The 19,490-nt window shown below is 67.1% G+C and carries 21 protein-coding genes; 18 read left to right on the top strand and 3 right to left on the bottom strand.

Going from position 1 to position 19,490, the window contains the following annotated elements; translation table 11 throughout:
- Positions 1-14 precede the first annotated feature (14 nt).
- Entirely contained in the window at positions 15-347 is a 333-nt protein-coding gene (locus QWJ37_RS00685) for a hypothetical protein (protein WP_290243334.1), read from the top strand.
- A gap of 54 nt (positions 348-401) precedes the next feature.
- Here QWJ37_RS00685 and QWJ37_RS00680 read toward each other — a convergent pair whose 3' ends face one another.
- Complete coding sequence (locus tag QWJ37_RS00680) at positions 402-1,475, bottom strand: diacylglycerol kinase family protein (RefSeq protein ID WP_227929666.1); 1,074 nt, start codon at positions 1,473-1,475, stop codon at positions 402-404.
- A gap of 67 nt (positions 1,476-1,542) precedes the next feature.
- On the opposite strand from QWJ37_RS00680, the gene serS reads away from it, so the two are divergent.
- Both serS and QWJ37_RS00670 read left to right on the top strand, forming a co-directional pair.
- Positions 1,543-2,817 carry a serine--tRNA ligase gene (gene serS / locus QWJ37_RS00675; protein WP_227903190.1) on the top strand — a complete coding sequence of 425 codons (1,275 nt, stop codon included), beginning with the start codon at positions 1,543-1,545 and terminating at the stop codon, positions 2,815-2,817.
- A 127-nt stretch (positions 2,818-2,944) separates the two neighbouring features.
- Positions 2,945-3,784, top strand: coding sequence for an HAD family hydrolase (locus tag QWJ37_RS00670; RefSeq protein WP_227903191.1), 840 nt, complete (start codon positions 2,945-2,947; stop codon positions 3,782-3,784).
- Between the two features lie 99 nt (positions 3,785-3,883).
- Here the strand turns inward: QWJ37_RS00670 and QWJ37_RS00665 are convergent, their stop codons facing one another.
- Positions 3,884-4,519, bottom strand: coding sequence for a hypothetical protein (locus tag QWJ37_RS00665; protein WP_290243329.1), 636 nt, complete (start codon positions 4,517-4,519; stop codon positions 3,884-3,886).
- Positions 4,520-4,660: 141 nt separating this feature from the next.
- On the opposite strand from QWJ37_RS00665, the gene QWJ37_RS00660 reads away from it, so the two are divergent.
- Positions 4,661-4,873 carry a hypothetical protein gene (locus tag QWJ37_RS00660; RefSeq protein WP_290243327.1) on the top strand — a complete coding sequence of 71 codons (213 nt, stop codon included), beginning with the start codon at positions 4,661-4,663 and terminating at the stop codon, positions 4,871-4,873.
- Positions 4,874-4,959: 86 nt separating this feature from the next.
- Here QWJ37_RS00660 and QWJ37_RS00655 read toward each other — a convergent pair whose 3' ends face one another.
- Positions 4,960-5,505 carry an inorganic diphosphatase gene (locus QWJ37_RS00655; protein ID WP_290243325.1) on the bottom strand — a complete coding sequence of 182 codons (546 nt, stop codon included), beginning with the start codon at positions 5,503-5,505 and terminating at the stop codon, positions 4,960-4,962.
- 217 nt (positions 5,506-5,722) lie between these two features.
- Here QWJ37_RS00655 and dacB point away from each other — a divergent pair, with 217 nt between their 5' ends.
- The 14 genes from dacB (at position 5,723) to panC (ending at position 19,378) form a co-directional block, all read left to right on the top strand.
- Positions 5,723-7,144: a D-alanyl-D-alanine carboxypeptidase/D-alanyl-D-alanine-endopeptidase gene (gene dacB / locus QWJ37_RS00650; RefSeq protein WP_290243323.1), complete on the top strand. Its 1,422-nt coding sequence runs from the start codon at positions 5,723-5,725 to the stop codon at positions 7,142-7,144.
- Positions 7,145-7,227: 83 nt separating this feature from the next.
- Entirely contained in the window at positions 7,228-8,400 is a 1,173-nt protein-coding gene (locus tag QWJ37_RS00645; protein ID WP_290243321.1) for a zinc-dependent metalloprotease, read from the top strand.
- 9 nt (positions 8,401-8,409) lie between these two features.
- Positions 8,410-9,531 carry a tRNA lysidine(34) synthetase TilS gene (gene tilS / locus QWJ37_RS00640; RefSeq protein ID WP_290244812.1) on the top strand — a complete coding sequence of 374 codons (1,122 nt, stop codon included), beginning with the start codon at positions 8,410-8,412 and terminating at the stop codon, positions 9,529-9,531.
- Positions 9,532-9,579: 48 nt separating this feature from the next.
- Positions 9,580-10,131 (top strand): hypoxanthine phosphoribosyltransferase, encoded by a 552-nt coding sequence (hpt, locus tag QWJ37_RS00635; RefSeq protein WP_227903198.1) that lies wholly within the window; start codon positions 9,580-9,582, stop codon positions 10,129-10,131.
- A 177-nt stretch (positions 10,132-10,308) separates the two neighbouring features.
- Complete coding sequence (ftsH, locus tag QWJ37_RS00630; protein WP_227903199.1) at positions 10,309-12,399, top strand: ATP-dependent zinc metalloprotease FtsH; 2,091 nt, start codon at positions 10,309-10,311, stop codon at positions 12,397-12,399.
- Between the two features lie 78 nt (positions 12,400-12,477).
- Entirely contained in the window at positions 12,478-13,098 is a 621-nt protein-coding gene (gene folE, locus QWJ37_RS00625) for a GTP cyclohydrolase I FolE (RefSeq protein ID WP_227903200.1), read from the top strand.
- Positions 13,099-13,106: 8 nt separating this feature from the next.
- Positions 13,107-14,012: a dihydropteroate synthase gene (folP, locus tag QWJ37_RS00620; protein ID WP_227903201.1), complete on the top strand. Its 906-nt coding sequence runs from the start codon at positions 13,107-13,109 to the stop codon at positions 14,010-14,012.
- Positions 14,013-14,014: 2 nt separating this feature from the next.
- A complete protein-coding gene (gene folB / locus QWJ37_RS00615; RefSeq protein ID WP_227903202.1) occupies positions 14,015-14,419 on the top strand; it encodes a dihydroneopterin aldolase in 405 nt (134 codons plus the stop codon).
- Positions 14,416-14,907, top strand: a complete 492-nt coding sequence (gene folK / locus QWJ37_RS00610; RefSeq protein ID WP_227903203.1) for a 2-amino-4-hydroxy-6-hydroxymethyldihydropteridine diphosphokinase — start codon at positions 14,416-14,418, stop codon at positions 14,905-14,907. Before folB ends, folK begins: the two co-directional genes overlap by 4 nt.
- Before the next feature lie 4 nt (positions 14,908-14,911).
- The gene (locus QWJ37_RS00605) at positions 14,912-15,406 is read left to right on the top strand and encodes a DUF3180 domain-containing protein (RefSeq protein ID WP_227903204.1); all 495 of its coding nucleotides are present in this window, start codon (positions 14,912-14,914) and stop codon (positions 15,404-15,406) included.
- Positions 15,399-15,911, top strand: a complete 513-nt coding sequence (locus QWJ37_RS00600) for a PH domain-containing protein (protein ID WP_227903205.1) — start codon at positions 15,399-15,401, stop codon at positions 15,909-15,911. Before QWJ37_RS00605 ends, QWJ37_RS00600 begins: the two co-directional genes overlap by 8 nt.
- Positions 15,908-17,545: a PH domain-containing protein gene (locus tag QWJ37_RS00595; protein WP_290243314.1), complete on the top strand. Its 1,638-nt coding sequence runs from the start codon at positions 15,908-15,910 to the stop codon at positions 17,543-17,545. Before QWJ37_RS00600 ends, QWJ37_RS00595 begins: the two co-directional genes overlap by 4 nt.
- Positions 17,532-18,488, top strand: a complete 957-nt coding sequence (locus QWJ37_RS00590) for a DUF2520 domain-containing protein (protein ID WP_290243312.1) — start codon at positions 17,532-17,534, stop codon at positions 18,486-18,488. The genes QWJ37_RS00595 and QWJ37_RS00590 overlap by 14 nt, the downstream gene beginning before the upstream one ends.
- Entirely contained in the window at positions 18,485-19,378 is an 894-nt protein-coding gene (panC, locus tag QWJ37_RS00585; protein WP_290243311.1) for a pantoate--beta-alanine ligase, read from the top strand. The genes QWJ37_RS00590 and panC overlap by 4 nt, the downstream gene beginning before the upstream one ends.
- The last annotated feature ends 112 nt before the right edge of the window (positions 19,379-19,490 follow it).

Raw genomic sequence — 19,490 nt, 5'->3', positions numbered from 1 at the left:
CGGTGGCAGTAAGTATGCTGATGGAAGGCGCGCGCAGTATTGGCGCACTGGACAACCACCCCAAGAAGGAAGGTGCCGGCATGAGCGAGTACCCCAAAGAAGAAGAACAGCTCAAGGACCCGAAGCCCAGCGGTGTATCCACGAATGACGACAACTACCGCGGCGACGTGGGAGACCAGGGGAACGACATCCGGTTCGCCGAGGAGGAAGCGCTGATCCGCGAGCAGTCCTCCAAGTCCTCCCTGCCCGATGACGAGGGCAAGTACACCGACGCTGACGGTGCCCGGACGGACAGGGACCGCGAAGGCGGCTACACCGACTCCGAGGGCACCCAGGACGGCAAGTAGGTCCATCCCTCAAACGGCGCTGCACCCGAGGGTGCAGCGCCGTTTTGTGTTTTCCTACCGTCTCGCGGGTTGTACCGGCGACGGCGGTACCCGCACCGGCAGGGCACCGGGATCCACCTGGAACGTGACCGAGGTGGCGGTGCCGGTAAGGTCGCCGTCCAGCTGTGTCTGTGTGGGTTCACCCACCGTGACCGTCACCTTGCGGGCCCGGTGATGACGGATGACCGGCAGGTCCTTGGGATAACGGGTCATCACCTTCCCTGCCACCCAGGCCCAGCCCAGCACGCTTCGCGGACTCATGATGATGATGTCCAGCAGCCCGTCATCCACCACTGCGTCCGGAATGAAATCAATCCCGGCGGGGAGCCTGCCGGTGTTCGCCACCAGGACGCTGTGTACCTTCAGGGATTCGGCCGGAGCGTCATCAATGCTGACGGCCATCCGGGTCCGCCGCCCGGGCAGCAGCCGGACGCCGGCCTCGCTGTACGCCAGCCAGCCCACGCGTTTTTTCAACTCGTCCCGGGTGGCGGCAATGACCTCGGCGTCCAGGCCGATTCCACCCATGACCAGGAAGGCATTACGGGAGGATTCGCCGGTGGTTACATCTGCCAGCCGGATGGTGGCCATGTCGATCCGGCGCACGTCCCCGTGCAGGGCATTGCGGATATTCCCGCTGAGGTCCGCCACGGAGATGTCCAGGTTCCGGGCGAGGAGGTTGCCGGTGCCCAGGGGGATCAGGCCCAGCGACGCCCCCGAGTGCGCCACGGCCCGGGCAACTTCCCGCACCGTCCCGTCGCCGCCGGCAGCCAGCACCACATCGGCGCCGGACTGCAGCGCCTGTACGGCCTGCAGGTAACCGGGCGAGTCAACGGTGGTTTCCAGAATGAGGGGCGGGTCCCAGCCGGCCAGGTCGCACGCTGACTCCAGCAGGGACCGGGCCTCGGGAGCCAGCGTCTTTACCGGATTAATGACCATGGCAACCCGCTGGTGCGCAGGACCCCGCGGGGCAAAGATCGCCGTGTCCCTTGCTGTCCGGCGCCTGATCCTGACGCCCACAATTATCCAGGTTGCCGCCGAGGCCAGCAGGGCGGCGGCAAGGACCAGGAGCAGGGTAATTTCTATGGGCATGGTGCTTCCCAGAATAGCCGCCGCCCGCGGAACCAATGCCCGGACGTGTTTTCGGTACTCTTGAGACGTGATCGATGTAAATGAGCTCCGCGAAAACCCTGAAAAATTCCGAGCCTCGCAGCGCGCCCGGCTGGCCGACGAGAGCATTGTGGACGCGATCATCTCCGCTGACGCCGCCCGCCGCGATGCCCGGACCCGTTACGAGACCCTCCGTGCCGAGCAGAATGCCTTCGGCAAGCGGGTGGCACAGGCCAAGGGCGAGGAAAAGCAGGCCCTGCTGGCCGAGGTCAAGGAACTGGCCGCCGCGGTCAAGGCCGCCGGCGCCGAAGCCGACGCCATCCAGGCTGAATCCGACGCACTGCTGCGCCGGATCCCCAACCTGGTCTCCGACGGTGTCCCCGTAGGCGGTGAGGATGACTTTGAGGTCGTGAAGACCGTCGGAACCCCCCGCGACTTCGAAGCCGAGGGATTCACCCCCCGCGATCACCTGGAACTGGGTGAGATGCTCGGCGCCATTGACATGGAGCGTGGTGCCAAGGTTTCCGGTTCGCGCTTCTACTTCCTGCGCGGCGTCGGCGCCCGGCTGGAACTGGCCCTGCTGAACATGGCCATGGATCAGGCCGTGAAGGCCGGCTTTGTTCCCATGATCACCCCCACCCTGGTCCGTCCGGAGACGATGCAGGGCACCGGCTTCGATGTGGCCCACGACGCCGAGATCTACCGCCTGGCCGAGGACGACCTCTACCTGGTGGGCACCTCCGAGGTACCGCTGGCCGGTTACCACGCCGATGAGATCCTCGAGCTCGACGGCGGCCCGGTCCGCTACGCCGGCTGGTCCTCCTGCTACCGCCGCGAAGCCGGATCCCACGGCAAGGACACCCGCGGCATCATCCGCGTCCACCAGTTCAACAAAGTGGAAATGTTCGTCTACACCCGCCCCGAGGACGCCGCTGAGGAACACCGGCGCCTGCTGGCATGGGAAGAGGAAATGCTGGCCAAGGTTGAACTGCCCTACCGGGTCATTGATACCGCCGCCGGCGACCTGGGCATGTCCGCGGCACGGAAGTTCGACTGTGAAGCCTGGGTTCCCACCCAGAACGCCTACCGCGAACTGACGTCCACCTCCAACTGCACCACCTTCCAGGCCCGCCGCCTGAACATCCGCGAACGCCAGGGCGAAGGCAAGGGCACCCGCGCCGTGGCCACCCTGAACGGCACCCTCGCCACCACGCGCTGGATTGTCGCCATCCTGGAACACCACCAGAACCCCGACGGCTCCGTCAACGTGCCGGCTGCCCTGCAGCCGTACCTGGGCGGCCTGGAAGTACTGCCGGTTCTCTAGTCCGGCCGCACCCGCAGCAGGAGGGATCCCGGGACGCCCGGGGTCCCTCTCCTGCGTTGTATCGTCCGCGCCTTTGTACGTGACGGTGCTCCTACCCCGTTGCCAACCGATCTGTTTAGATAAAACGATGACAACTTTGAGTACAGCTGGCATCGAAGACCAGCAGACGACGGATAAAAGACACTTAGTAGCCCTGGACGTGGACGGCACCCTGGTGGACCACGACGGGCACATGTCCCCGGGGGTCCGCGAAGCTGCCCGGGCGGCAGCCGATGCCGGACATCATCTGGTTATCGCCACCGGCCGTTCCTATGGGGCGGCCCTGCCCATCCTCCAGCTGCTGGGCCTGACCGAGGGTTACTGTGTGTGCTCCAACGGCGCGGTCACGCTCCGGCTGGACCCTTCACTGGCTGACGGTTACGAAGTGATGGACCGGGTGGTTTTCGATCCGAAGCCGGCACTGGCCGCCCTGCGGCAGAAGCTGCCCACCGCCAAGTTCGCACTTGAGGACAGCTCCGGCCGGTTCCTTTCCACTGAACGTTTCCAGGATGCCAGCTTCGGTGCCGAGGCCCATGCCGTGGGATTCGATGAACTGCTCGACGCCGAGGCAGTGCGGGTGGTGGTTTTCAGCACCGACAGCACGGCAGAGGAATTCGGCTCAGCAGTAAAGTCCATCGGCCTGCACGGGGTCACCTACTCCGTGGGCTGGACGGCGTGGCTGGACATCGCAGCCGCCGGAGTGACCAAGGCCAGCGCGCTGGAACAGGTCCGGGGACACCTGAATGTTGATCCCGCGCTCACCGTGGCGCTGGGAGACGGCCGGAACGACATTGAAATGCTGTCCTGGGCAGGACGCGGCGTGGCCATGGGCCAGGCACCTGATGAAGTGCTCGCCGTGGTCTCCGAGGTGACCGGAACGGTCTACGAGGACGGCGCTGCGAGCGTACTGGGCAGCCTGCTCCACTGACCGCACGGGCGGCCGGCCAGAGGCAACGCGTCGGTGCCCCGAGCCTGTGCCCGAAGACGGTGCCCGAAGTCGATGCCCGGAGGCGGTGCCCGAGACGGCTCAGACGCCGTAGGGCAGGGCTGCCGGAGGCAGGGACGCCGGGCCGTACACCAGACCCAGCAGTCTGGCGGCGGCCGGCCGGGTGGCCCATTCCTCGGTCCAATGCGAGCGGACTACCGCCTTACTGACCGCCTGGGCAGTGATTCCCAGTTCCTGGGCAACGAATTTCTGCTGCCCGCGGGCACCGGGAGTCATCAGGTCCAGCACCTTCCATTCGGCACCGGTGCGCGCGGCCACAATCAGCCCGAGCAACCGCAGGACCGCCTCCGCCTCACCCGCCAGCTCTGCGTCCGGGCCCTCCACCGCCAGCGGAATCCGGTCACCGCTGCGCTGGGCACGTTCCACGGCGCTGCGTGAATAGACCAGCCCGAAGCCCCTCGCGTCACGGATATCAGCGGGCAACGGCACCGCCAGCTCGCCTACCCCGATACCCACGTGCCAGCGGCGTTCCCGCACGGCAGTGAGGGCAGCGTCAACAGCCGTGGCCGCGTCAGTCAGCACCCCCTGGGCTTCATCGCCCACGGTGCGCTGGAACGGAACCGCTGCCGGCAGGTGCCGCAGCGTGCGGATCAGGTCCGGGACCAGGTCCCCGACGTCGCGCGAGTCCCGCTGGTTGATGGTGAGCACAAAATGCATGGCATCAGCATGTCAGACCACGCCGTCAAACAACCGAATCCGGTTGCGGCGCGCCTGCCGGCGGGGTCCTGCGGCCAAGCGAACCACCGGCACCATCTGTTCCCGGGCGGGACATCCTGCCCGGGGTAGTAGGGTCGGCGGATGACAACCACACCGCCGTCCGAACCCGGGCGAACCTCGCGGGTACCCCTGCTCTTTGCCTGCGGGGTGATCCTGCTTGGCCTCTGGGCGGCATGGCTCACCTCCAGCTGGGTGGTCCTGGCCGCCGCAGTGGCAGTGGCGCTGGTACCCTCGCGGACCTACGCCTCCGATGTACGTGCCTGGGCACGCCGGCAGGACCGGCGGCGCGGATAACGGGTGAAGGCGTTAAACGCCGACGGCGGCCGCCCCCAGGAAGGGGACAGCCGCCGTCGTACCGGCAGGGCCGGTGCGCCGAAACGCTAGTTGTTGATCGGGTCGGCGTCGACGTCGCGGCCCTGGGCCTCGTCCTCTTCGCTGGCTTCGCCAAGCGCCTCGAAACGGGCGAGGGAGGCGGTGACCTCGGCTTCGGCGGCTTCACGGCCGGCCCAGTCGGCAGCTTCCACCCACTTGCCCGGCTCCAGGTCCTTGTACTTGGTGAAGAAGTGCTTGATCTCATCGAGCAGGAAGTCGGAAACGTCCGAGATGTCCTGGATGTGGCGAAAGCGCGGGTCCACCGGAACGCAGAGGACCTTGGCATCTCCGCCGCCGTCATCCACCATGTTGAACACGCCGATGGGGCGGGATTCCACCAGCACGCCGGGCATCAGGTCGAAGTCCTGCAGCATCACCAGGGCGTCCAGCGGATCGCCGTCCTCGCCCAGGGTGTTCTCGAAGAACCCGTAGTGGGTGGGGTAGGCCATGGACGTGAACAGGACCCGGTCCAGGCGCAGACGGTGGGTTTCGTGGTCAATTTCGTACTTGACCCGGGATCCCTTGGGGATCTCGATGGTTACGTCGAGCTTCATTGCGACTCCTCACTGGCGTGGCCCGCGGAGGAACCACTGGAAAGACTTTGATAACTGATCATGCACCGGCGCGCCCCGCGGAAGCTTCCGCGCTGACGGAAGGTCGGGACGGGCGCCGGCGTCGGTCTAGTCTTAAAGATATATGTCCCGCGCACGGAACTGTGCACGGATGAGGAAAGGCCGGGATAACCGGCGGAGCGAAGGAGTCGGTGAGGGCATGTCTCGGATGTTCTCCGGCACGCTGCTGGCGCTTGCCTTCGCGGTGCTGCTGGTCCCGCTGGCCTTCTACGCGCTCCCGCCAATCACCCAGTCGCTGGCCGGCGGAGGTGCGCAGCGCGCCGAAGTGGTGCCCGGGCACCTGCAGCCCCCCGAGGTCCTGACCGGCAGCGGACCGGTCACCGCCCCTCAGGCGGCGGATCCGCTCCCCAACCCGGAACAGCTGGGCCGGCTCCTCGATGCCGAACTTGCGATTGAGGGCAGCGGATCATTCCACGCGGTGGTTGAGGACGCGCTGACCGGCACCGTGCTGTATGACCGCGGCGGGGCAGCCGGCCTGGCTCCCGCATCCACCCTGAAAATCCTTACAGCCGCCGCCGCCATGTCTGCCATGGGAGCAGGGACCACCTTCCCGACCTCTGCCCTGGAAGGGGACGAGCCCGGAACCGTCATCCTGCGCGGCGGCGGTGACGTGCTGCTCACGGCAGGCCCTTCGGACCCTGATTCCGTTGCCGGCCGCGCCGGCCTGACCACCCTGGCGGAGCAGACAGCGGCCGCACTTCGGGACACCGGGACGGCCGGCCCGGTCACCGTGCAGGTGGATGATTCCCTGTTCACCGGCCCCGCTCTCTCCGATGCCTGGGGGGAGGCGGACATCGAGGCCGGGGAAATCGCCCCGGTCCATGCCCTCGCCGTCAGCTCGGCGTGGCAGGTGGAGGGCAGCGGTCCCGGACCCCGGGTCGAGGACCCGGCGCTGTCCGCAGGCGAGGCCTACCGCGCGGCACTGGAGGAAGCCCTGGACGGCGTCGAGGTCCGGACCACGGTGGAACGCGGCACCGCGCCCGGGGATGCCCGCACCCTGGCCGAGGTCCGCTCCGCCCCGCTGGCCGACCAGGTGGATTACATGCTGCTGACCTCGGACAACTACCTGGCCGAGGTTTTGGGCCGGCTCACGGCCGAGGCAACGGACCGCGAACCATCCTTCTCGGGAGGCATCGAGGCGGTCCGGGCCGAGGTAGGCGCCCTCGGCGTGGATACCGGTTCCCTGGTGCTGGGGGACACCAGCGGCCTCTCTGCGGAAACTTCCGTTTCCGCCCAGCAGCTGACCGAGCTGATGCGGATCCTGCTCACCTCGCCGGACCCGGACCTGCGCTCGGTCACCGGCGGACTGCCGGTGGCGGCGCTGAGCGGAACGCTTGCCGGTCGCTTTGATGAGGCTGCAGATGCAGGCGCAGCCGGAATTGTGCGTGCCAAGACCGGCACGCTGTTCGCCGTCACTGCACTGACCGGCTACGCCACGGACGCGGACGGGCGGGTACTCGCCTTCACCTTCGTAGCGGACGGCCTGGACGGAAACACCGCAGCCGCCAGGGAGGCCGTGGATTCCGCCGCGGCGGTCCTCGCCGGCTGCGGCTGCCGCTGAGCCTGGCTGCCGCTGAGCCCGCCTGCCTTCCGGGATCGGGGCCGGGTGGTGTCCCTCATTGGGCAATGTGGTCGAATGGAGCAATGGAGCGCAACGAACGAAACCGTCTGAGCCATGACCGCAAGCCGTCTACCGAAAAGTCTCCCTCCCCGGACGCACCGGCACTGGTGAACTGGGATCTGGCCGCCTCCACTGCGGCGGCCATGGTGGCGCCGGGACCGAAGATGTCCGCCCGGGAGATCCGCGAAGCCGTGGCGGACCTGCGTGCCGCAGCGGATACCTCCGTGGCCCACGTGCACCGCATCACCGGCCTCGAAGCTGCGCGTGACCTGCGGGACTCCGACGTACTCGTGGTGGACCGTGCCTCCTGGGCCCGCGCCAACTCGCAGAGCTTCTCCGTGCTGATGGGCCCGGCGCTGCAGCACCTGGCGGAAACCCGTCCCGAGCAGCTCGAAGCAGCCAACACCGCCATTGGCGGAACCATGACCGGCGCACAGCTGGGCGCCGTGCTGGCCTTCCTCTCCAGCAAGGTCCTGGGCCAGTATGATCCCTTTGCCGCCCTGGGCGGGGTGGGAAAACCCGGTGGGCGGCTGCTGCTGGTGGCGCCGAACATCATCACCCTTGAACGCGAGCTCAACGTGGAACCGGCCGACTTCCGGCTCTGGGTCTGCCTGCATGAGCAGACCCACCGTGTGCAGTTTGCAGCGGCACCGTGGCTGCGGGAGCACATGCTGGAACAGATCAGCCAGCTCTCCAACGGCATGATGGACAAGGCGCAGACCCTTTCCGAGCGCCTGGGTTCCGCCGTGAAGGCGTTGACTGCCAACTCCGCAGGGACGGGCGAGAAGGACAACGACGGCGTGCCGCGCAAGCCGGCAGACCTCCTGTCGCTGCTGCAGGACCCCCAGGACAAGGAACGCCTCTCCCACCTGACGGCCGTGATGTCCCTGCTGGAAGGCCACGCCAACGTGGTGATGGACGCTGTGGACGCAAGCATTGTGCCCAGCGTGAAGACCATCCGGCAGCGGTTCAACAACCGGGGTGCCAAACGCGGCTGGATTGACCGTTTCTTCCGGCAGATCATGGGCCTGGACGCCAAGATGCGCCAGTACAGTGACGGTGCCCGTTTTGTCCGTGCCGTGACCGGCCGCGTGGGGATGGAAGGTTTCAACCGGGTCTGGGAAAAGGCCGAAAACCTTCCCACCGAAGCGGAAATCCACTCAGCTGACCTCTGGATCGCCAGGATGGGACTGTAACCGAACGTGATGCACGAAAACCCCGGTATTTCCGGCACCGCTGCCGTCCGCCCCGCACCACGGGTCCGCAAACGGCTCCTGCCCACCCTTGGGGATGCCCGCAACAGCGTCCGGGACGCCCTCCGGGACGCCGGCCTGGCACCGGGCGGGGACCAGCCGCCGCTGATCCTGGTCGCGTGCAGCGGCGGACCGGATTCCCTGGCCCTGGCCGAGGCCGCCTCCTTCTTTTCCCGCCGCGGGGACTACCGGGTGGGTGCGGTGGTAGTGGACCACGGACTGCAGGAAGGCAGCGCCGCGGTGGCGGAACGGACCCGGCAGAAACTGGAGGCCATGGGGCTGGCGCCCGTCCTTGTCCGGCAGGTCACCGTGCCCACGTCCGGTATGGGGCCCGAAGCCGCGGCACGGACCGTCCGCTACGCCGCCCTGGATGCCGCGGTGGAGGAACTCCATGCCGACGCCGTACTGCTAGGCCACACGCTGGATGACCAGGCCGAACAGGTGCTGCTGGGACTGATGCGCGGCTCCGGCACCCGGTCGCTGGCCGGGATGCCGGCGGTACGCGGGAAGTATCTGCGCCCGTTCCTGGGGCTGCGCCGCGAGGCCACCCTGGAAATCTGCGAGCATGCCGGCCTGGATCCCTGGCACGATCCCAGCAACCGGGATTCCGCCTATGCCCGCTCCCGCGTCCGCACCGAGGTGCTGCCGTTCCTCGAGGAGAAACTCGGTCCGGGAATAGCCGAGGCACTGTTCCGTTCCTCACGTATCCTCTCTGCAGACGCCGACTATCTGGATGAAAAGGCCGCCCGCACCTTCGAGAAGCTGCGCCTGGATCCTCCCGCGGGGTCCGGTGCCGAAGGAGCGGAACTGCTGCTGCCCGAAGCGCCGCTAAGGGACCTCCCTGCGGCCCTCCGCCAGCGTGTGCTGGCCCTCGCGGCGCTGGCCCTGGGTGGGGCCCAGCCGAGCTACGAACGCCTGGCAGCGGTTGAATCGCTGCTGCGCCGCACCGGCTCCGCCGGACCCGTCCAGCTGGTCGGCAAAGTCAGCGTGTACCGGCAGCCGCGCGGCAAAGCGGTTCACCACGGCGGCTCAAGCTATGGCAATCTTGTTTTTAGGAAAAAGAGCAGCACCTAACATCCAATAACATCCAAAGCTGCAACACTTCGCACCCGGGAGTCATTCGTGGATTCACACGACGTCCAGTCAGATCTCAAGCACGTTCTCTACACCAAGGAACAGATCCAAAACCGGGTCAATGAACTGGCGGCCGAAATTGACCGCGACTACGCCGGCCGCGACGTCCTCCTCGTCGGCGTCCTCAAGGGTGCCGTCATGGTGATGGCTGACCTGTCCCGCGCCCTGCACAGCCACGTCACCATGGACTGGATGGCAGTGTCCTCCTACGGGTCCGGCACCCAGTCCTCCGGCGTCGTCCGGATCCTGAAGGATCTGGAAACCGACCTGCTCGGCAAGCACGTGCTGATTGTCGAAGACATTATCGATTCCGGACTGACCCTGTCCTGGCTTCGCACCAACCTGGAGTCCCGCGGCCCGGCCAGCGTGGAAATCTGCACCCTGCTGCGCAAGCCGGATGCCGCCAAGGTGGAAATCGACGTGAAGTATGTCGGCTACGAGATCCCCAACGAATTTGTTGTCGGCTACGGTCTCGACTTTGCCGAGAGGTACCGCAACCTGGACTTCATCGGCACTCTCGCCCCGCACGTGTACGAATAACCCCTGCGGCCTTCGCCCCGTTCCGCGCGATCACCATCACGCCAGAGCGCTACGCCCTGAGGGAACTAAACCCCAACGCCGGCCGTGTTCTTTTGGGGACGGTGTATAGCTAGTAGGTAAATTCCGCGCACACCAGCGTTGTTGATCAGGAGGGACGGGGCTTAGCCCTGACGACGAATGAAATCCAAGAACTTCTTCAAGGGGCCGGTCATATGGATCGCGCTGGCATTGGCCGCTCTTTTGATCATCCTGCCCAGCCTTTCCGGCACCGGCGCTTCCCAAGTGGACACCAAAGAAGGCCTTGAACTTCTTAATGGCGACAAAGTGTCGCAGGCAAAGATTTACGACGGCGACCAGCGCGTTGACCTGACACTGAAGGACCCGCTCGGTGACAAGGGCACCAATGTGCAGTTCTTCTTCAGCTCCGCGCGAGGCGAGGAAGTTGTCGACGCGGTGAATGATTCCGGAGCGAACTTCACCGACCAGCCGGTGCAGACCAACTGGTTCACCAGCTTCCTCGGACTGCTGCTGCCCTTCATCATCATTGGTGTGATCTTCTGGTTCCTGATGAGCCGGATGCAGGGTGGCGGGTCCCAGGTTATGAAGTTCGGCAAGTCCCGGGCCAAGCTGACCAACAAGGACATGCCGCAGGTCACCTTTGACGACGTCGCCGGGGCAGACGAAGCAGTGGAGGAACTGCACGAGATCAAGGAGTTCCTCCAGGATCCGGCCAAGTTCCAGGCCGTGGGCGCCAAGATCCCCAAGGGTGTGCTGCTGTACGGCCCTCCGGGTACCGGTAAGACCCTGCTTGCCCGCGCGGTTGCCGGCGAGGCCGGTGTCCCGTTCTACTCGATTTCCGGTTCCGACTTCGTGGAAATGTTCGTCGGCGTGGGCGCCTCCCGTGTCCGCGACCTGTTCGAGCAGGCGAAGACCAACGCTCCGGCCATCATTTTCGTGGACGAGATTGACGCCGTCGGCCGCCACCGTGGTGCCGGCGTGGGCGGTGGCAATGACGAACGTGAGCAGACCCTGAACCAGCTGCTGGTTGAGATGGACGGCTTTGATGCCAACGCCAACGTCATTCTGATCGCGGCCACCAACCGCCCCGATGTCCTGGACCCCGCGTTGCTGCGTCCGGGCCGCTTCGACCGCCAGATTGGCGTGGAAGCCCCCGATATGCAGGGCCGGCTGCGGATCCTGCAGGTCCATTCCAAGGGCAAGCCGATGGCTGACGGCGTGGACCTTGAGACCGTGGCCCGCAAGACTCCGGGCTTCACCGGCGCCGATCTGGCCAACGTCCTCAACGAGGCGGCACTGCTGACCGCCCGCTCCAACGCGGACCTGATTGATGACCGCGCCCTGGACGAGGCCATTGACCGCGTGATCGCCGGCCCGCAGAAGCGCAGCCGCGTGATGAAGGAACTTGAGCGCAAGATCACCGCCTACCACGAGGGCGGACACGCGCTGGTGGCAGCGGCGCTGCGCAATACCGATCCGGTTACCAAGGTGACCATCCTGCCGCGTGGCCGGGCACTGGGTTACACCATGGTGCTGCCCCAGGACGATAAGTATTCGGTAACCCGCAATGAACTGCTGGACCAGCTCGCCTACGCCATGGGCGGCCGGGTGGCTGAGGAAATCGTCTTCCACGATCCGTCCACCGGCGCATCCAACGACATCGAGAAGGCCACGTCCACGGCCCGCAAGATGGTCACCCAGTACGGCATGAGCGAGCGGATCGGTTCCGTGAAGCTTGGCTCCGGCGGCGGGGAACCCTTCCTGGGCCGGGATATGAGCCAGGAGCGCAACTACTCCGACCAGGTTGCCTACGTGGTGGATGAAGAAGTGCGGCGGCTGCTCGACAACGCGCATGACGAGGCGTACCAGATCCTGACGGAGAACCGCGACGTGCTGGACCGGCTGGCCCTGGAGCTGCTGGAACGCGAGACGCTGAACCAGAAGGAAATCGCGGAGATCTTCTCCGATGTCCGCCAGCGTGATGTCCGGGAGGTCTGGCTTTCCAAGCCCACCCGCCCGGTGCACAGCATTCCGCCCGTGGTCTCGCCGCGCGAACGCCGGGAGGCAAAGGAAATCGGTGCGCCGGACCCCGCTTCGGTGGCCCCGCAGGACCAGATTGCCGACGCCGACCTGCCGCAGGACTTTGATGTGTCCTCCAACGGCCTGCCCCAGCCGGAAAACAGCGGGCAGGGCGGGCACTCCGGGCACGGCGGCAGCTCCGGGAGCGGCCAGGCCGGCCAGGGGGCCTAAGGCCCGGCATCAGTCGGGGGACGTCAGCGGGGGATGAACAGCGTCGGGCCTAAACGCCCGGCACGGTAAGATCGACCAGTGACGGATTTCGATGATGACCTGCTGGCCGCTGACGACACTGCAGCTGCGGCGTCCCCGGTGGACCGGCCAAGGATTGAACGTGCGGTCCGGGAAATCCTCCTCGCCATCGGGGAGGACCCGGACCGTGACGGTTTAAAGGACACTCCCCAAAGGGTGGCCAAGTCCTATACGGAGATCTTTTCCGGACTGCATCAGAACCCCACTGATCTGTTGGCCACAACCTTCGACCTGGACCACGAGGAGATGGTGCTGGTCAAGGACATCGCGTTCTATTCCACCTGCGAACACCACCTCGTGCCCTTCCACGGCACGGCGCACGTGGGGTACATCCCCTCGCACGACGGCAAGGTCACGGGACTGTCCAAACTGGCCAGGCTCGTCGAGGTCTACGCCCGGCGCCCGCAGGTGCAGGAGCGCCTGACCACGCAGATCGTGGATGCCCTGATGACCAATCTTGAACCCCGCGGTGCCATAGTGGTTATTGAATGTGAGCACCTGTGCATGTCAATGCGCGGGGTACGCAAGCCGGGCGCGAAGACAGTAACGTCCGCGGTCCGCGGACAGCTGCGCGAAACCGCGACCCGCGCTGAAGCAATGAGCCTGATACTCGGACGATAAGGACCACCATGGATTCACTCGCCGCCGCACCCGGTACCGGACCGGCAACGACGCCGCTGCCGGTGGTGCGCCCCGCACGCGCTGCCCGCACATTCGACGACCTCCCCGCTGACCGCACCCTGGTGATGGGCATCCTGAATGTCACCCCGGATTCCTTCAGCGACGGCGGCCGCTTCGCGGATACCGACGCCGCCATCCGCGCCGGCCTGAAGATGCACTACGACGGTGCGGACATCATCGACGTCGGCGGTGAGTCCACCCGCCCCGATTCCGTCCGCATTTCCGCTGAGGAAGAGCAGGAACGTGTCCTGCCGGTGATCGAGGCCCTGGTCCGGGCCGGTGCCCTGGTCAGTGTGGACACCATGAATGCCTCCACCGCGGAGAAGGCCATCGGCGCCGGTGCGCTGATCATCAACGATGTTTCCGGGACGGAAACCGATCCGGAGATGGCACCCCTGGTGGCGCGGACGGGCGTTTCCTACATCCTGATGCACAGCCGCGGCAGCGTACGCAGCAATGATCCCAACGCGACCTACGACGACGTCGTCAACGACGTCGTGGAAGAACTCACCAAGGTCCGGGACCGTTTTTATGCCGCAGGCGTGACGCCGGAGCAGATAATTCTTGACCCCGGACTGGGGTTCACCAAGACAGCCGAGCATGACTGGGCGCTGCTGCGCGGCATCGACCGGATAGGTGCACTGGGCCACCGGGTACTGATTGGCGCCTCCCGCAAGCGGTTCCTCGGCTCCCTGCTCACCAGCTTCGGCAAGGCGGCACCTCCGCTTGAACGCGACAACGCCACTGCCGCAGTGAGCGCACTGGCCGCCGCTTCGGGCGTCTGGGCAGTGCGGGTACACAACGTGCAGGCCAGCCTCGACGCCGTCAAGGCCGCTGCGGCCTGGAAGGGATAGGCATGCCCGGAACCGCCGGCACCGACCGGCGCGGGACCACGGCACCGGACCGGATCACCCTGACCGGGATATCCGCCACGGGCTACCACGGTGTTTTTCCCGAGGAGCGCCGCGACGGACAGCCCTTCATTGTGGATCTGGTGCTTTTCACCGACCTCGGCCCGGCAGCGGCCACTGATGACCTGACGCTGACGGCACACTACGGCGAGGTGGCCGAGTGCGCAGTGAAGGTCATCACCGGCGAGCCGCTGAACCTGATCGAGGCGCTTGCCGGCCGGATCGCCGACACCGTGCTGGCCGCCTTCCCGGTGCTGGCTGCCGTGGAAGTCACCGTGCACAAACCGAAGGCACCCATCGCCGTTACGTTCGGCGATGTAGCGGTCACAATCCTCCGGGAGCGCGAATGAGCACCGTGCATGCCATCCTTGCCCTGGGCAGCAATCTCGGCGAAAGCCGGGACACCCTGTCAGCGGCGGTGGCAGACCTCGCCGACCACCCGGACATGCGGCTGGCCGCTGTGTCCCCGGTGGTGCGGACCCGGCCCGTGGGCGGCCCGGAACAGCCCGACTACCTGAACCTGGTGGTGGCGGTGGAAACCGGTTTGGAGCCCCATGCCCTGCTGGCACACTGCCAGGCCGTTGAGGCCCGGCACCACCGCAAACGTGAGGTCCGCTGGGGGCCGCGGACACTCGACGTCGACATCATCACCTACGGTGACCTGCATCTGGATGAACCCGATCTGACCATTCCGCACCCGCGTGCCGCCGGCAGGGCCTTTGTCCTGCAGCCCTGGGCATGGATGGAACCGGATGCCCGGCTGGACTCGGTACCCGTGGCCGAGCTGGCCGCCCGCGCCGAGGATCTTCCCGGGCTCGAAATCTTCGAAGGAGACTGAGTCCGTGAGTACCATCCGCTACCGCTGGCTGGCCGTGATCGCCGTGGCCGCCGGCGTCGTCGGCTGGGCCGTGAACTCCTTCCTGTCCGAAAACGGCTATCCGGCCCCAGTACTGAGCCCCGCGGCCCTGCTGGCCATTGTTGTGGTGGTGGCAGTGACCCTGGTGCTCGGACTGCGGGTGCGCCGCTGGCGCAACGGAAGCCGGGACCGGACGCTGAACCCCATTGCCGCCGCACGGACGGTGGTCCTGGCCCAGGCCATTACCTACGCCGGGTCCCTGCTGCTGGGCTGGCATGCTGCCGTTTTCCTGGCGCTGCTGCCGCTGTTGTCCCTGCGGCCCGGTCATGCACCCACGTGGACTGCGCTGGCGGTAGGTATCGGGGGAATGGTTATGATCGCTGCGGGACTGACCGTGGAGCGGTTCTGCAAGCTGCCGCCGGATGACAAGGACGGAACCGGGTCCGCGCCCGGGACCGAAGACGGGGAAGAATATGCCTAGCCAAGCGATTGACCCGCCCGCCGTGGACTGGCAGCACGTCTCGCCCAAGTACCTGCGGGTGCGGCTGCTGGGCTGGGCTGTTGAAACCGTCATCACCATTGCGCTGACCGGCATTCCGCTGGTGCTGCTGCTGACCGGTGTATGGCCCGGCTATCCGGCCTGGCTGGCCTGGGGGCTGCCCGCGTTCTTCGCCGTCACCCTGCTGTGGCGGGGACTTCTGCTTCCCCGCCAGGTCCGCGCCATTGGATACGCCGAACGCAACGAGGACCTGCTGCTGCGCCGCGGCATCTTTTTCCAGCGCACCCTGGTGGTCCCCTACGGGCGGATGCAGTACGTGGACGTGGCAGTGGGACCCCTGGAACGGGCCTTCGGCCTCTGCACCCTGAAGCTCCACACCGCAGCCCCGGGAACCAATGCAGCCATCGCAGGGCTGCCCGCCGAAGAAGGCGCCCGCCTGCGCGAACACCTGTCGGCGCGCGGCGAAGCGCAGCTGGCCGGACTGTGAGCGGCACCGTCCCCGGGCCGGGCCGGGAGCCGGAACCTTCAACGGTGGATGACACCGCTGCCACGGCCAAACGGCAACCGGAGTGGCAGCGGGTGCACCCGGTCTCCCCTATGGTCAGGGGCTGGCTGGCATTGGCGGCACTGGCCTACTTCGTGGGACGTGACCAGCTTGAAGCGGTTTTCGCCGGTGACGGGACACGGCTGCCCGAAGGCCAGGCACTGTTATGGTCACTGCTCGCAATCGGCGCGGTACTGCTGGTCATCGCCGTTTCCTTCTTCCTTTCCTGGTGGTTCACCCGGTACCAGCTCACCGGCGAACACATCCGCGTGCACTCGGGGGTCCTGTTCCGCCAGCAGCGGCAGGCAAGGCTGGACCGGGTCCAGGCCATCGACATTGTCCAGCCTTTGCTGGCCCGCATTTTCGGGCTCGCAGAACTGCGTTTTGAAGTGGCCGACGCCGGGGAGTCCGCCGTGCGGCTGGCCTTCCTGCGCCTGGCGGATGCCCAGCAGCTGCGCCAGCGGATCCTGGCCGGCGCGTCGGGTGCAGGCGATGCGCAGCCGGGCAGTACCGACCCCGCCAAGCCGGGCGCCTCCGACACCGTGCCTGGCGAACGGCAGATCCTGGCGCTGTCAGCCGGCCGTGTCATTGCCTCCGCGCTCCTCTCCGGCACCACGGTTTTCCTTGTCCTGGCCATTGCCGGGGTGATCGTGCTGACCGCCGTCACCGGAGAACCGGCGTCCTTCGCGGCCATGGTGCCGATTATTTTCGGGTTCGGCAGTGCGTACTGGCAGATGTTCAGCTCCTCCTTCAACTTCCGCGCCTCGGTTTCACGCGACGGCATCCGGATCCATTCCGGGCTGCTGGACACCCGGGCGCAGACCGTGCCGCCGGGACGCATCCAGGCACTGGCCGTCCGGCAGTCCCCGCTGTGGCGGATCACCGGGTGGTACTCGGTATCCGTCAACGTGGCCGGCTACGGCGTGGCTGCGGGCGGGGACGGAGCGGCGCGCACCCGTGTGCTGCCCGTGGGTACTGCGCAGGAAGTGTTCCAGATGCTGGCCCTGATCCTTCCGGACCCGGGAACCGGGGATCCGGTCACGGTCTTCACCGCGGGCATGACCGGTAGCGGCACCGATGCAGGGTTCACCGTCTCACCCCGCCGCGCACGCTGGCGCTCACCATTCGCGTGGCGCCGGAACGGCTATCTGGTAACGGAGACGGCCCTGCTGTCCCGGCACGGTTTCTTCTGGCGGGCGCTGGACGTGGTTCCGCACAGCCGGACCCAGTCCCTGGCGCTGGAGCAGGGTCCGGTGCAGCGGTTGCAGCGGCTCGCGGACCTGGTGCTGCACTCCACGCCGGGGCCGGTTTCTGCCAAAGTGGTGGAAATGGATGCCGACGTCGCCGGCCGGCTGCTGGATGACCAGTCACTTCGCGCCCGCTCCGCCCGCCGGCGGGACCTGCCCGAACAATGGCTCCGCCCCGCAGCCTCTCCGGCCGTGCGCGCACCAGAACCCGTCCCGCAGCCCCTACCCGCCCCGCAGCCGGAGCCCGCACCCGAACCGGAGCCCGCCCCGCAGCCGGAACCCGGCCCCGCCCCCGTCCCACAGGAGAACCCGCCCCATGAACACCGCTGATTCCGCCGAAGAACGCCGCCGCCGCGGCCGCCTGGGGGTCGGCGTCATCGGCGCCGGCCGGGTCGGTGCTGTCCTGGGCGCTGCCCTGCGCGCAGCTGAACACGCGATCGTCGGTGTTTCCGCAGTTTCCGAGGCCAGCCGCGAGCGGGCGGAAAACCTCCTCCCCGGGGTCCCCGTCCTTGAGATCCCGGACATTGTTGAACGTTCCGAACTGGTGTTACTGGCCGTCCCGGACGATGCCCTGGGCCCGCTGGTCTCCGGGCTGGCGAAGACCGGTGCCTGGCAGGCCGGACAGCTTGTGGCACATACCTCCGGCCGGTTCGGGACCGAGATCCTCGCCCCGGCGCGTGCTGCCGGAGCCATTCCACTGGCCCTGCACCCGGCCATGACATTCACCGGCATGAGCCTGGACCTGACCCGTCTGACGGACGCCTCGTTCGGGGTCACCGCCCCTGCCGCGGTTTTGCCCATCGCCCAGGCGCTGGTGGTGGAGATGGGTGCCGAACCGGTGGTCATCAATGAAGCGGACCGGGTGCTCTATCACGCAGCACTGGCCCATGCCTCCAACCACCTGGTCACGCTCGCCTCGCAATCCACCCAGCTGCTGGCCGGCATCGGCGTCGAGCACCCGGACCGCCTGCTGGGACCGCTGATGCGCGCCTCCCTGGAAAACGCGCTGGCCTCCGGGGAAGGTGCCCTGACGGGGCCGGTGGCACGCGGCGACGTCGGGACCGTATCCGCCCACACGGACGCGCTGGCCGTCGCCGGCACCGAAGATCTCCGCTCCGCCTATCAGGCGCTCTCCGCCGCCACCGCGGTCCGGGCCGTGGCCCGCGGACTGCTCACCGCCGAACAGGGTGAGGCCATCCTCAAGGTGCTGCAGCCGGACCGGGACACCACTTCCACCAATGACACAGATACAGATACAGAAGGACAGCGTTGAACACCCCCCGCCTCGTCACCACAGCCGCCGAACTGCGTTCGGCCACCGAAGAACTGCTGCAGAAGGCGGCGGCCGCCGATCCCGCCCGGCAGCCTTCCCTCGCCCTGGTCCCCACCATGGGTGCACTGCATGAGGGGCACGCCGCCCTGATGGCCGCCGCCCGGGCGGAGAACGACGTCGTCACCGCCTCGGTGTTCGTGAACCCGCTGCAGTTTGATGACCCGGCGGATCTGGAGCGCTACCCCCGCACCCTGGATGCGGATCTGGAACTGCTCGGACGTGCCGGCGTGGACCTGGTCTTCGCCCCCGCCGAAGAAGAGGTGTACCCCGGCGGCGCTCCGCTGGTGCGTTTGAGCGCCGGCACCATGGGCACCCGGTGGGAAGGGGCCTCCCGGCCCGGGCACTTCGACGGGGTGCTGACGGTGGTCGGCAAGCTCTTCCACTATGCTGCCCCGCCCGTCCCGGCACGTTTCCGTGCCTACTTCGGGCAGAAGGACGCCCAGCAGGTGGCGCTGATCCGCCGGATGGTCGCGGACCTGAACTTCCCGGTGGAAATCACCGCGGTGCCGATAGTGCGCGCGGCGGACGGCCTGGCCGAATCCAGCCGCAACCGCTTCCTCGACGCCGGCCAGCGGCAGGCCGCCCTCGTCCTGTCAACGGCGCTGCGGCAGCTCAGGGAACGGGCCGATGCCGGGCAGCCGCTGGACCTGGCAGCCGCCGTCGAACTGGTCAGGTCACAGCCGGGCGTGGACCTGGACTACTTCGAGGTAGTGGACCCCCGGACCCTTGAACCGCTCGAGACCTCCGCACCGCTGGAGGGTGAAGCCCTCGCCCTGCTGGCTGCACGGGTTGGCCCGGTTCGGCTGATCGACAACGAGGTACTGCGCTAGTACTTCCCTTCCCCGGCCCGTGCCCGCCGCCGGGCACACGGCCGGGGACCGGGAGCGCCGCTATGCTCTGTAAACTTAATAACCGTGACCACATCTAACTCCGTTCCCGAAG

The organism is Arthrobacter sp. YD2 (genome assembly GCF_030410475.1).
GTDB lineage: Bacteria > Actinomycetota > Actinomycetes > Actinomycetales > Micrococcaceae > Arthrobacter_B > Arthrobacter_B zhangbolii.
Note: the sequence above shows the minus strand (reverse complement) of the source record. Positions and strands in the feature narration are given on the sequence as shown.